The organism is Methylophaga sp. UBA2012 (genome assembly GCF_002335235.1).
In the GTDB taxonomy this organism is placed as follows: domain Bacteria; phylum Pseudomonadota; class Gammaproteobacteria; order Nitrosococcales; family Methylophagaceae; genus Methylophaga; species Methylophaga thalassica.
Window position 1 is genome coordinate 16,662 of the sequence record NZ_DDCG01000019.1, and the last position, 12,612, is coordinate 29,273.

At 44.5% G+C, this 12,612-nt stretch carries 12 protein-coding genes; 4 read left to right on the plus strand and 8 right to left on the minus strand.

Going from position 1 to position 12,612, the window contains the following annotated elements:
• Positions 1-3: 3 nt before the first annotated feature.
• The 4 genes from msbA to B2248_RS13230 are packed head-to-tail and all read right to left on the minus strand — an operon-like array spanning position 4 to position 5,115.
• Entirely contained in the window at positions 4-1,758 is a 1,755-nt protein-coding gene (msbA, locus tag B2248_RS13215; protein WP_007146677.1) for a lipid A export permease/ATP-binding protein MsbA, read from the minus strand.
• 3 nt (positions 1,759-1,761) lie between these two features.
• The gene (locus tag B2248_RS13220) at positions 1,762-2,181 is read right to left on the minus strand and encodes an ExbD/TolR family protein (RefSeq protein WP_007146676.1); all 420 of its coding nucleotides are present in this window, start codon (positions 2,179-2,181) and stop codon (positions 1,762-1,764) included.
• On the minus strand, positions 2,156-2,812 hold the full coding sequence (locus B2248_RS13225; RefSeq protein WP_007146675.1) for a MotA/TolQ/ExbB proton channel family protein: 657 nt from the start codon (positions 2,810-2,812) through the stop codon (positions 2,156-2,158). Before B2248_RS13225 ends, B2248_RS13220 begins: the two co-directional genes overlap by 26 nt.
• A gap of 56 nt (positions 2,813-2,868) precedes the next feature.
• Positions 2,869-5,115: a DNA internalization-related competence protein ComEC/Rec2 gene (locus tag B2248_RS13230; protein ID WP_273179773.1), complete on the minus strand. Its 2,247-nt coding sequence runs from the start codon at positions 5,113-5,115 to the stop codon at positions 2,869-2,871.
• A 44-nt stretch (positions 5,116-5,159) separates the two neighbouring features.
• On the opposite strand from B2248_RS13230, the gene B2248_RS13235 reads away from it, so the two are divergent.
• Complete coding sequence (locus tag B2248_RS13235) at positions 5,160-5,696, plus strand: DUF2062 domain-containing protein (protein WP_273179775.1); 537 nt, start codon at positions 5,160-5,162, stop codon at positions 5,694-5,696.
• Here the strand turns inward: B2248_RS13235 and lolD are convergent.
• From lolD to rpiA, 3 genes are all read right to left on the minus strand, one after another.
• The gene (gene lolD / locus B2248_RS13240) at positions 5,679-6,365 is read right to left on the minus strand and encodes a lipoprotein-releasing ABC transporter ATP-binding protein LolD (protein WP_273179778.1); all 687 of its coding nucleotides are present in this window, start codon (positions 6,363-6,365) and stop codon (positions 5,679-5,681) included. The genes B2248_RS13235 and lolD overlap by 18 nt on opposite strands.
• Positions 6,358-7,605, minus strand: coding sequence for a lipoprotein-releasing ABC transporter permease subunit (locus B2248_RS13245; RefSeq protein ID WP_273179780.1), 1,248 nt, complete (start codon positions 7,603-7,605; stop codon positions 6,358-6,360). Before B2248_RS13245 ends, lolD begins: the two co-directional genes overlap by 8 nt.
• 67 nt (positions 7,606-7,672) lie before the next feature.
• Positions 7,673-8,338 (minus strand): ribose-5-phosphate isomerase RpiA, encoded by a 666-nt coding sequence (gene rpiA / locus B2248_RS13250; protein ID WP_273179782.1) that lies wholly within the window; start codon positions 8,336-8,338, stop codon positions 7,673-7,675.
• Positions 8,339-8,500: 162 nt separating this feature from the next.
• Here rpiA and ilvA point away from each other — a divergent pair, with 162 nt between their 5' ends.
• Positions 8,501-10,015 carry a threonine ammonia-lyase, biosynthetic gene (gene ilvA / locus B2248_RS13255; protein WP_273179785.1) on the plus strand — a complete coding sequence of 505 codons (1,515 nt, stop codon included), beginning with the start codon at positions 8,501-8,503 and terminating at the stop codon, positions 10,013-10,015.
• A 48-nt stretch (positions 10,016-10,063) separates the two neighbouring features.
• On the opposite strand, the gene B2248_RS13260 is transcribed toward ilvA, so the two are convergent.
• Positions 10,064-10,753 (minus strand): SIMPL domain-containing protein, encoded by a 690-nt coding sequence (locus tag B2248_RS13260; RefSeq protein ID WP_273179787.1) that lies wholly within the window; start codon positions 10,751-10,753, stop codon positions 10,064-10,066.
• A gap of 157 nt (positions 10,754-10,910) precedes the next feature.
• Between B2248_RS13260 and pgl the strand changes: the two genes are divergently transcribed.
• Together pgl and glk are read left to right on the plus strand one after the other, a co-directional pair.
• Positions 10,911-11,621: a 6-phosphogluconolactonase gene (pgl, locus tag B2248_RS13265; protein WP_273179790.1), complete on the plus strand. Its 711-nt coding sequence runs from the start codon at positions 10,911-10,913 to the stop codon at positions 11,619-11,621.
• 2 nt (positions 11,622-11,623) lie between these two features.
• Positions 11,624-12,610 (plus strand): glucokinase, encoded by a 987-nt coding sequence (gene glk / locus B2248_RS13270; RefSeq protein ID WP_273179792.1) that lies wholly within the window; start codon positions 11,624-11,626, stop codon positions 12,608-12,610.
• Positions 12,611-12,612: the final 2 nt, after the last annotated feature.

Below are 12,612 nucleotides of genomic sequence, written 5' to 3' on the forward strand. Positions count from 1 at the left end.
TGCTTAGTCATCCTGAAATTGTAGACGGTATAACTCTGCGTAATGTTTCCCGTTTGCCAGTAATTCCTGATGGGTACCGGTTTCAAGAATTTCGCCATCATGCATAACAATAATTTTGTCGGCTTTTTCAATGGTGGATAAACGATGCGCGATGACCAGGGTAGTGCGTTCACGCATCAGCTCTTCAAAGGCTGCCTGGATATGACGTTCTGCTTCGGTATCAAGTGCTGACGTGGCTTCATCAAGAATCAGGATGGGTGAGTTACGTAACAGTGCTCGGGCAATAGCCAGACGTTGTCGCTGCCCCCCCGACAGAAGTACACCGTTTTCGCCTACTTCTGTTTGTAAGCCTTGCGGTAATTTTTGAATGAATTCCCAGGCATGAGCCGATTTTGCAGCTTTTATAATGGCTTCTTCACTCACTTCACCCGCTTGGCCATAACTAATATTGTTGGCGATGGTGTCATTGAATAACACAACCTGCTGATTGACCAGTGATAATTGTTTACGCAAATCTTTTAGCGTGAGTTGACTGATATCTACGCCATCAATCAGAATTTGGCCTTTTTCAATATTGTAGAAACGGGCGAGTAAACTGACCAAGGTGGTCTTACCACTGCCAGAATGACCAACAAAAGCGATAGTTTGACCCGGCTTAGCCATAAAACAAATATCATTCAGCACACTGCCTTTGCCTTCATCATAGCTAAAGCTTACATGACGGTATTCAATTTCACCCTTGGCGCGATCCATGGTCAGTGTGCCGGTGTCATGCTCTGGCTCTTCATCCAGTAAGGTGAAAATACTTTCTGCAGCGGCAATACCCGCCTGTAATTTAGAGTTCACTTTTGTCAGACGTTTAAGTGGTGTAAGCAGCATAAACATCGCCGTGATAAAGGAAATAAAGCTACCGACAGTAATCGAGTTCAGGACTTCTGGTAAGGTGGCCAGATAGATCACCACGGCAAGGCCTAAGACGGTAATCAGTTGAATGACAGGTTCACTGGAAGCATCGGTGGCAATTTTTTTCATTTGTTGGCCACGATTTTTTCGGTTTATGCGATCAAACCGTTCTGTTTCATAAGCCTGACTGCCAAATGTTTTGACTTCACGGTGTGCTTCGATGATTTCGCCACAGACATGACTGACATTGCCCATCGAGCCCTGAATTTCTTTACTGATCCGACGAAAACGAATACTGACAAAATAAACAAGGATGGCAACAAAGGGCACGGTCACTAAAATGATCAGAGATAAAAAACCGTTCAGATAAATCATCCAGGCAATCAGACCGATAATCGTTAAGGTATCGCGGATAACAGTCAAAATCGCATCGGTCGCCGCTCCGGCGACTTGTTCAACGTCATAAAGCAATTTCGACATGAGCTGACCAGAGTTATTTCTATCGTAGAAACTGGCCGGTAAGGTAATGAGTTTTTCAAACATTTCTTCGCGCAAGGTCTTGATAACATTGCGGGCAATCCAGCCAAGGCCATAGGTGGTCAGAAAATTAGCCACGCCACGGATTAAAAATAAGCCGATCAGCATCAGCGGCACGTACTTGATAGTGGTGGGATCTTTTTCCACAAAACTACCATCGAGCAGAGGTTTCATTAACGCCGCCATCCCGGTTTCTGTGCCGGCGAAAGCAATCATAGCAATAATGGATATTACAAAAGCCAGCCAGTATGGCTTAACGTAACTTAATAGACGTTTGTATAACTGGACTGCTGTCAGGCTGACAGGTGTTTGACTCATTGATTATTCCGCAGTTGTTTGACGTGTTGCCAGGGTCAGTTTGGTATAGCCTAATTGTTGTGCTGTATCCATGGCTGTGACGATAAGTTGATATTCAGCTTTGGCATCAGCACTGATAATGACATGAGGATCTTTTTGTTCCCCCACCACGCGTTTTAATACAGCGGCCAAGGCTTCAGATGTGACTGTAGCGAGTTCCTGATCATTTACCAGCACTTTACCATCTGCCTTGATCACGATATCAACAGGCTCAGCCTGTTCCGTCATTGCTTCACCGGTCGCTTCGGGCAAATCAACTTTTAGTGAGCTTTCACGAATGAAACTGGTGGAAACCATAAAAAACAATAAAAGCAGGAAAACGACGTCAATCATCGGTGTCAGATTGACATCTGGTTCCTCAGATCGTTTTGGTGATAGATTCACGTCTTGCTTCCTCATCTGGATCATACTGACGATCACCATGCAGAATCTCGATTAACTGCATGGCTTGTTCTTCCATGCCAACCACGAGCATATTGATTTTACCGCGGAAATAACGGTAAAAAATTAAGCTTGGAATGGCAACCACCAGGCCTGTAGCCGTGGTGATTAAGGCTTCTGATATACCGCCAGCGAGCACTTCAGGGTTGCCTACACCTGCGGTGGTAATCACGGTAAACACTTTAATCATGCCAAGTACCGTACCCAGTAAGCCAAGTAACGGGGAGATTGCTGCAATGGTTCCTAACGTGTTGAGATTTCGTTCTAAAGCTACAGTGACATGACGACCAATGTCCTCAATACTCTCTTTGGTGATTTCCCGTGAACTATTACGGTTCAGCAGTCCGGCAGCCAGAATCTGGCCCAGAGGAGAATTGCTTTGCAGAGCTTTGATGCGATGTTCATCAACTTGATTAAACTTTAGCCATTGCCAGATTTGTGTGATTAATTCTTTAGGGGCAATGCGTTTTTTTTGAAGACTCCAAAAACGTTCTGCGATGATAGCAATGGCGATGACCGAACAGATAAATAGCGGGATCATCAACCAACCGCCTGCTTTAAACAATTCCAGCATGATGTCAGTCTCAGTTGTTTAAATGAAAATAGCGCTCATGATACGTGAAAATTGTCTTACTCAGTAGCTTTCGACGTCCATAATTGTTCTTCATGCTGACGCCATAGAATGGGAGCATCGCCGTTACGGAACAAGATGGCTCCATTCCAGTCGGTTCGAAGAATTTCACTTTCTACAGTCGTATAGCGTTGAACAATGTCTTGCACCGGAAAGTCATAGCGATTACGGAAGCCAACTGAAAAGACAGCGTATTTTGGCGATATAGCGTCGATAAAAGGCTGGCTTGAGGAAGTTCTGCTGCCATGATGAGGCACAAGTAAAATATCTGATTTAAGCTTATCCCCATATTGCTGAACTAATTTTTGTTCACTTTGTTTCTCAATATCACCGGGTAATAGGGCAGATTGATTTTTTCCTTGGATACGCAATACACAGGAACGCTCATTTTCTGAACCGGATTGATCAGGAAATGGTTGTAATATGGTGAACTCAACCTCATCCCACTGCCAGTGTTGACCGGCTTTACATAAGCGGGTGTCGATATTGGTAATGCTTTGGCTAGCCATAACCTTATCCACGGCAATATTATTGATGATTCCGTGTAGTCCTCCTATATGGTCATTATCCCCATGACTAATAAGTAAGGTATCAATATGATCAATAGCGCGGTAGCGTAAGAAGGGGACAACAACAGCTTCTCCTGTATTAAAACTCTCGCTGTATCTAGGACCCGTATCGAATATCAGTGTGTGATGTTTTGTTTCTATGACCGATGCTAAGCCCTGACCTACATCTAAAACGGTCAGATAAAAATCACCCATATCCGGGCGTTCGGATTCGTAAAAAAGTACTGGTATTAAAAATACTAACGCGAGATATTTTCCAGGATGCCCTCTGGGTAGTAAAACCAATAAGATGGCCAATAAAAGCATGAGTAACAGTGGCCAGGGATAAACAGGCGTAGTCCAACTGGCAAAAGACAGATCACTTAAAAATGACAAAATATGCCAGAGTATATTGAGTAAAAAGTCAGCTGCATAAAGCAATATTGCAGCTAATGATGAGCTCATAGGTAAAACGATCATCGCCAAAATAATCAGCGGTACAACCAATACACTTACTAGTGGTATAGCAATCAGATTCGCTATTGGGGATATCAACGACACATTGTTAAAGAAAAGAATCAGCAACGGGATCAATCCCAAAGCCATTAAAAAGTGAATCTTTAACCAAGCAAGTCTGATAGCTGGAAAACGCTGGGTAAAACAAAGCAAAATAATGGCAACAGCAGCAAATGATAACCAAAACCCAGCACTTAACAAGGCAAAGGGATTAATTAGCAACACCAGAATACAAGCCAGTGACAAAATATGTGAAGGGTAAAGCTGGCGTTTTAAACACAGGGCTAACATGGCGAGGCTTATCATTACTAAAGCTCGTTGTGTTGGAATGGACAAGCCAGCAAGGCAAGCATAAAAAATAGCCACTGTCAGTCCTCCCACCGCACCAATTCGATGTGCAGGTATGCGAAGAGTATTAAACGGTGTATAGCGCCATAAGCCACTTATCAGGTAAAAGCCTAACCCGGCTGCTAAACCAATATGCAGCCCGGAAATCGCCATCAGGTGACTAGTGCCGGTTTGCCGCAGAACCTGCCATTGCGACTGACTGATATCATCACGTTGACCAATTGCCAATCCGAGAATCAATGGCAACTGGCTTGCTGTAGGAATAATGGATTGAATATGTTGCTGAAGCTGAAAGCGCCAGTCATTAATTTGCCAGTATTTGGATTCAGCCAGTCGTTGGTTGTCTGCTGCTTTTTTGATATAACCCGTCGCGCCGATGCCTTGACTGAATAACCATTTTTCGTAGTCAAAGCCACCAGGATTCATCATGCCAAAAGGCGGTTTCAGTTTGACCGTCAGTTGCCAGCGTTCTCCGGCTTTGGGTGTGTGTTCAGGAGGAAAATACCAGCTTAACTTTATTTTTCTGGGTAGTGATCGGGCCTCTGGCAGAAATTCAAAGCTGATATGATCCGGATATTTTTCAGGGATAGAGGCGATAAGACCTTGTACCTGTGATACTTTTACAGGGGCGTTTGCGGCCAGTTTATTTTCAATGGCGAATTGTGCTTGATATGCACACCATAATAGTCCGACAATAAAACCCAATATCCATATTTTTCGATAGCAGATAAATGTCACTAAACACAGTAGTAACAAGCTTCCGGTTACTAAAGGATAGCTTACGTACAGACTAAGCAATGTGCCGAGCAAAAATGCAATGGCAGTTTTATTCATATATCCCTATAATGACGCCCGACTTAGCATGTTACTGAGACGCCATGCCTCGTAAATTCCTAAAACGCATCATGCCAGATCACAACACGATGCGCGAACATCCACATCTGCGTAAGTTTGGTCAGAGATTAACTGAACCACGTTTATGGCATACCAACCGTCGTTCCATCGCTGGTGGCGTGGCATTAGGTTTGTTTGTCGGATTTATGCCGATTCCGGGGCAGATGTTTGTTGCCGCGGCATTAGCCATACTATTTAGAGTTAATTTGCCGATTTCTGCGATGGGCGTTTGGATTACCAATCCTTTTACCATGGCCCCCATCTTTTTCTATGCTTATAAACTAGGTGCCTGGGTTTTGAACGAACCGATGGGCACACCTGCCTTTAGCCTGACCTGGGAATGGTTTTCACAAGAGTTTTTATCGATTTGGCAGCCCTTACTGCTCGGATGCACAATTTGTGGTGTGATAGCGGCAATAGCGGGCATTATTTTTGTAAGGTTGGGTTGGCGATTAGTTGTTATCCATACCTGGACACAACGTCAGCGCCAACACAAAAATAAATCAGGCTCCGGCAGCTAAGCAGCCGTCAATCAAGGTGAGTTGCTGATCCATTTTGGCTGCAAGCCCGGTATCGTGGGTGACAATCACCAGTGCAGTGCCAAAATCCTCATTTAATTTCAAAATAAGATCAAAGATGGCTTGAGCGGTACGATGATCTAAATTACCTGTAGGTTCATCAGCAAGTAAACACGCCGGTTCTGTGATTAAGGCTCTGGCAAGGGCTGCACGCTGACGTTCACCACCGGATAATTCGCTGGGTTTATGCTGAAAGCGGTGGCCAAGTCCCACTTTATCAAGCAGTTCAGTCGCACGTTGTTGTGCTGATGAGGGTGACATGCCACCAATCACTAACGGCATGGCGACATTTTCTACAGCGGTAAACTCTGGCAGCAAATGGTGAAACTGATACACAAAGCCCAATTGTTGATTTCGCAAGCGACTGGCCGCTTTATTTTTCATAGCATGGATATCATTCCCCTGAACCAGCACCTGACCTTCCGTAGGTGAATCAAGGCCGCCAAGGATATGTAAAAGTGTACTTTTACCCGAGCCAGAACTACCGACAATGGCAATACGGTCGGATCGGTTAACCGTTAAATTAATGTTATTAAGAACATCGGTTTTTAACTGGCCATCAGTAAAGGATTTTGATAACTGGCTGGCAGATAACACTGCTTGATTAGTCATAACGAAGCGCCTCGGCCGGTTTAATCTGTGATGCACGCCATGAAGGGTAAAGCGTGGAAAGAATAGATAATACAAATGCGGTAATAGCAATGACGCTGACATCACTCCATTCCAGCTGTGATGGCAAACTACTGATGTAGTAAACATCAGCAGGCATGAACTGATAGCCAATCAGTTTCTCTAAACTGGCAATCAAAGACTCAATATTCCAGGCCAGCAGCACACCACCGACAACACCCATGGCGGTACCAATTAAACCGATCAAAGTCCCTTGCACCATAAATATGCCCATCACGCTGCCAGGATTCATACCTAAGGTCCGTAATATAGCGATATCCGATTGTTTATCTGTCACCATCATTACTAAGGTTGACACAATATTAAATGCGGCAACGGCCACGATAAGCATCAAGATCACAAACATCACGGTTTTTTCCGTTTTTAATGCACGGAAGAAATTCGCATGTTGGAATGTCCAGTCAGCCGCACGGTAATTAACAGGGACATCCTGCATTAACTTGCGTAATAGTTGCGGCGCTTTAAACACATCATCAAATTTTAAGCGTAAGCCGGTGACGCGACCGGGTATTTTGAATAATTTGGCGGCATCGTTAATATTCATCACGGCCAGCCCACTGTCATATTCATACATGCCGATTTCAAAAATACCGACAACAGTCAGTCGCTTCAGACGTGGTATCACGCCAGCAGGTGTGGGGCTGACATGAGGCGTAATCATGGTGATTTTGTCGCCGGTAGTGACGCCCATGGCTGAGGCTAAATCTTTACCCAGCACAATACCAAAGCTACCATCAGTTAAGTCGGCTAATTTACCCTGAATAATTTTATCGCCAATGGTCGAAACGCTCTGTTCCAATTCAGCGTCAATCCCACGAACCAGGGTGCCACGTACGCGACTTCCTTGACTTAACATGGCCTGACCTTCGACAAAAGGGGCTGAGGCAATCACATCCGGATCATGTTTGATCAGGGTTTGTAAGCCTTGCCAGTCTTTTAATGTGCCATCCTCGCCAGTAATAAAAGCATGAGAAGTCATCCCTAGGATGCGATCTTTCAGTTCTTTCTCAAACCCGTTCATCACGGAGAGTACGGTAATTAATGCCGCAACACCCAGAGCCACACCGAGCATGGACGTTAGTGAAATAAAAGAAATGAAATGATTACGACGCTTGGCGCGTGTATAACGCATGCCGATATAGAGACTGAGCGGTCTGAACATAATGTCGCCAATGATGAGAAAAAAGAAAACTGATCCCGCTGAGCAGGATCAGTCCATATTTAGCCTTTTATGATTTCGCGAATACGGTTTTGGTTCCCTCTGGCGAACCCAGTAACAGAACATCCGCTGGACGCATTGCAAATAAACCATTTGTTACCACACCGACGATATCATTCAGGGTTTTTTCTAACTTAATCGGTTCCATGATATCTAAGCCATGCACATCCAGAATCACGTTGCCGTTATCGGTGATAACACCTTCACGGTAAACAGGCTGACCACCTAGCTTAACGATTTCACGGGCAACGTAGCTGCGTGCCATCGGAATCACTTCAACAGGTAAAGGGAATTTACCTAAGACATCGACTAATTTTGAAGCATCAGCAATACAGACAAATTGTTTACTGGCTGCAGCAATGATTTTTTCACGTGTTAATGCGCCGCCACCGCCTTTTACCAGTTCCAGTAAGTGATTCGATTCATCTGCGCCATCGACATAGACTTCAATTTCATTGCAGTCATTTAGATCAAAGACTTTAATGCCGTTAGCTTCTAATTTTTGTGTAGAGGCTTCAGAACTTGATACTGCGCCTTCGATACGATCTTTAATCGTCGCCAGTGCATCAATGAAGTGATTAACTGTCGAACCGGTACCCACACCGACAATACCATCGCCTTTAATATACTCAAGCGCTGCCCACGCAGCTTGTTTTTTCATTTCATCAGCATTCATATGCAGCTTCCTTTGTTTCAAATCACTTAAAAATTATCCCGGCAATTATAGAGATAAATGACGGTCAATGGTAACGTAAGCGATTGCTTAGAAAATGATGGCTGAATTTAGCTGTCTATAACTAAGTCTTTTTTTAAACATAACTGACTGATTTGGGCTGAAATGCTAACTGGATACGTAGAAAAAATTCTTAAAGCTCGTGTTTATGATGTGGCGAATGAAACGCCTCTTGATGTCATGCCTCGTTTATCGAAAAGACTTAACAATACGATTTTACTCAAGCGGGAAGATCTTCAGCCGGTTTTTTCATTTAAATTGCGTGGTGCGTATAACCGCATGAGTCAGCTATCGGCTGATGAACGCAAACGCGGCGTGGTTTGTGCTTCGGCGGGGAATCATGCGCAAGGTGTGGCGCTGGCAGCCAGTAAAATGAATATTCCTGCTTTGATTGTTATGCCGAAAACGACGCCACCCATCAAGGTCGAATCTGTTCGTGCTTATGGTGCTGAAATTAAATTACATGGCAATAGTTATGATGATGCCAGCACTTATGCCTTAGCTGTTGCCGAGAAAGATGGCCGAACCTTTATTCATCCTTATGATGATCCGGAAGTCATTGCCGGGCAGGGCACGATTGCGATGGAAATTATCCGTCAGCATCCTGAACCTATTCACGCTGTTTTTGTACCCGTTGGTGGTGGCGGTTTAATTTCCGGGGTATCGGCTTATATCAAAGCGTTTTGGCCAGAAATCAAAATCATTGCTGTCGAGCCGGCTGATGCGGCTAGTCTGAAAGCCGCGCTGGAAGCTGATGAACGGGTCAAATTGGATCAGGTAGGCTTGTTTGCTGATGGCACAGCCGTCAGACAAGTGGGTGTCGAACCTTTCAGAATTTGTCGTGAAACAGTGGATGAAGTCGTCACCGTCAGTAGTGACGAACTATGCGCTGCTATTATGGATATATTCCAGGACACCCGTTCTATTGCTGAGCCATCGGGCGCGCTCGCGGTGGCAGGTGTGAAAAAATATTTAGCACAGAACCCGATGGAAAATCAGCAACTCGTTGCGATTAATAGCGGAGCCAATATTAACTTTGATCGCCTTCGTCATGTTGCTGAGCGTTCTGAGATTGGTGAGCGCAGGGAAGTCTTATTTGCCACCAAAATCGATGAACAGCCTGGTAGTTTCCAGAAATTCTGTAAAACACTGGGTGAACGGGGCATTACCGAATTTAACTATCGCTATGCAGACGAGCAAAAAGCGCAGGTATTTGTCGGCGTGCGGATGAATGGGCAGGAAGAAGAACGACAGCAGTTATTTTCACAGCTGGATAATGCTGGCTATGATTGGGTTGATTTCACTGATAATGAAACTGCGAAACTACACGTTCGTTACATGGTGGGAGGGCATGCGCCTCAGATTGATAATGAACGCTTAATTCGATTTGAATTTCCTGAGCGGCCTGGCGCTTTACTGCGTTTTCTGACTCGGATTGGTCAGCGCTGGAATATCAGTCTTTTCCATTATCGCAACCACGGTGCCGATTATGGTCGCGTGCTGGTGGGTATTCAGGTGGGAGAAGACTACAAGCAGGAGTTTCAGACGTTTCTGGATACGCTGGGATATACCTACTGGGAAGAAACCGATAACCCGGCTTATGCACTGTTTTTGAAATAAGGGGATATCCGCGGTGGTGTCTTTCTACCACCGCGGATATGACAGGATTTATTGATTCAGTTTGATACTGCCACGGACGTTGACGGAAATTTCGTTACTACCTCCGGCTAATGCGGCTGGTGCGCCTTTCATTTGCATATCAGCTGACATCATATTGGCGCGTTCCATCATCGGCATTGGGTTGAATGCATTACCATCAATGGATATAGACACGATTTCATAACCACTGCGATCAAATTCGCTGCTGATAAGTTTCGCTTTATCTTTAAATTTGCTGATCGCTTGTTTAAGTAAGTCTGTTTTGACTTTTTCAGCCCGGGCATCTGACACCATAAACTGCATAGATTGGATATTGGCCAGCGTATTGATATCAGCAATAAATTGGCTCATTTGGTCAAACTGACGTGTTTCCAGATTCAGTTGTTGACTCACGCGCCAACTAGTAATTTTGCCATCATCATAGATAGGCTGGGTGGAGTAGTTGGATGTTTCGGCTTTAATGGCGTTGAAATTTTTAACCGCATCCAGAACAAGTGCTGTTTTTTTATTCACCATATTGGTTAATTTGGCTGGATCTTTTCCTTGCTCAAAAACTTGCAAGCGGGTGATGAGTTCATCATTTTCAACGTCCATGCTGGCGCTGGTATCAAGGGTCACAATGCCTAGTTGTAGGACGTCTTCAGCAAAACTGAGCGGGCTGATGGCTAAAAGTGAAATGAGTGCCAAAGTTTTTTTCATAGATCCTTCCTTAATTGTATAAAAAATGCTGCGTCTTTTAAGACTAGCTCAAAAGCGTTAAGTTTTGATATATCATGCTTTAAATTCATTTGGGAATTGCGGTGATTAATCACTACAATTTCAGCATAGTTTAAATAATCAGAAATTGAGGAACACAATGAAAGCAGAACAAAAAATCCTGCCTGATGCGACGAGTTTGATTACCGCTGCAGCAGAACATTTTGTCAGTACAGCACGATCAGCGATTGCAAAAAGGGGTGTTTTTTATGTGGCACTCGCAGGTGGTTCTACGCCAAAAGGTTTATATGAAAAATTAGCGACATCACCTTATATCGAACAGATTGACTGGGCCAGGGTACATTTATTTTTTGGTGACGAGCGTTGTGTGCCTGCTACACATGATGACAGTAATTTTAAGATGGCGCGTCAGGCCATGATCGATTTAATACCCATCCCTGCAGAAAATGTGCATCGTATGCCAACAGAAAGTGGTGATGCAGCTGATGTGGCAGCACGTTATGCGGATACTATGAAAATGATCATGGATGGTGCGCCGTTTGACTTAGTGTTGTTAGGCTTAGGACCCGATGGACATATTGCTTCATTGTTCCCTGAAACACCGGCTTTAGATGTGATGGATACACTCACGGCAAGCCTTTATGTGGAAAAATTTGATTCATGGCGAGTGACTATCACCTATCCCGTTATTAACGCCGCGCGTCAGGTAATTGTATTTATTGCTGGCGAAGCCAAAGCGGCGATCGTCAATGATATTACCACCAATGTTGTATCCGGCTTACCAGTACAGCGTCTGGCGCCCGAGAATGATTATTACTGGTTTATGGATAAAGCTGCTGCAGGTCAGTAGTGATGTTACATATGCTGGCCGTTGATGTAGGTGGAACAAAAACACTGTTTGAGTTATCCGATGCTCATGGCCATGTTTTATCTAAGCTCAGATTAGACAGTCAACGCTTTGATAGTTTTGATGCGATTCTGGCTGCTTTTATTGAACAGCTTCCACAAGCATATTCGATTGATTCTGCCTGTATTGCGCTTGCAGGCCCGGTCAGCGGTCAGTATGGACAAGTGACAAAATTACCCTGGAAGTTAGATGCAAGCTTGATTGAGAAGCAATTCTCAATCAAGCATGTCACGCTGTGTAATGACTTTGAAGCGGTGGGGTACGGCATTGCCCGTCTTCAGTCAGCGGATTTTGAAACCATACAAATGGGAGAGCCTAGTGAAACTTCGCCCCGCGTTGTCTTAGGTGCCGGCACCGGACTAGGGCAGGCTATATTGATTCCCGACAGTGGTGACTGGCGAGTTTTTCCGACAGAGGGCGGACACGTTGATTTCGCCCCATTAGATCGGACACAACAGCTTTTTCTGGAGCACCTACAACAACGTCATGGTCACGTGTCTTATGACCGTATTGTCTGTGGTAGCGGTCTTGTTAGTCTTTATCATTTCTTACGTGACTATAAACAAATTGACGAAAATAATGCTTTGCGATTAGCCATGGTTAATGGTGATGCGGCATCTGCTATTAGTCAGTTTGCGCTGAAACACAATGACGTTCTAGCAAATGAAGCCTTAGACATGTTTATAGATATTTATGCGGCGCAAGCCGGGAATTTAGCGCTGACAACACTCGCTCGAGGTGGTGTTTATCTGGTTGGCAACATTCTGCTGAAGAATATGGCTAAGTTTAGATCCCCATCATTTATCAACAGCTTTGCTGAAAAAGGCCGTATGACGACGTTGATGAAGCAGATACCGATCCATATCGTACTTGATGAGGAAGTCGGTCTGAAAGGTGCGCGCTTATTGGCACAAAAAGCCATGTATAATTAAGC

Excerpts from the sequence above, each read along its gene's own strand:
- msbA (WP_007146677.1), bottom strand. The coding sequence starts at position 1,758 with ATGAGTCAAACACCTGTCAGCCTGACAGCAGTCCAGTTATACAAACGT.
- B2248_RS13225 (WP_007146675.1), bottom strand. The coding sequence starts at position 2,812 with ATGCTGGAATTGTTTAAAGCAGGCGGTTGGTTGATGATCCCGCTATTT.
- B2248_RS13230 (WP_273179773.1), bottom strand. The coding sequence starts at position 5,115 with ATGAATAAAACTGCCATTGCATTTTTGCTCGGCACATTGCTTAGTCTG.
- B2248_RS13235 (WP_273179775.1), top strand. The coding sequence starts at position 5,160 with ATGCCTCGTAAATTCCTAAAACGCATCATGCCAGATCACAACACGATG.
- lolD (WP_273179778.1), bottom strand. The coding sequence starts at position 6,365 with ATGACTAATCAAGCAGTGTTATCTGCCAGCCAGTTATCAAAATCCTTT.
- B2248_RS13245 (WP_273179780.1), bottom strand. The coding sequence starts at position 7,605 with ATGTTCAGACCGCTCAGTCTCTATATCGGCATGCGTTATACACGCGCC.
- rpiA (WP_273179782.1), bottom strand. The coding sequence starts at position 8,338 with ATGAATGCTGATGAAATGAAAAAACAAGCTGCGTGGGCAGCGCTTGAG.
- ilvA (WP_273179785.1), top strand. The coding sequence starts at position 8,501 with ATGCTAACTGGATACGTAGAAAAAATTCTTAAAGCTCGTGTTTATGAT.
- B2248_RS13260 (WP_273179787.1), bottom strand. The coding sequence starts at position 10,753 with ATGAAAAAAACTTTGGCACTCATTTCACTTTTAGCCATCAGCCCGCTC.
- pgl (WP_273179790.1), top strand. The coding sequence starts at position 10,911 with ATGAAAGCAGAACAAAAAATCCTGCCTGATGCGACGAGTTTGATTACC.
- glk (WP_273179792.1), top strand. The coding sequence starts at position 11,624 with ATGTTACATATGCTGGCCGTTGATGTAGGTGGAACAAAAACACTGTTT.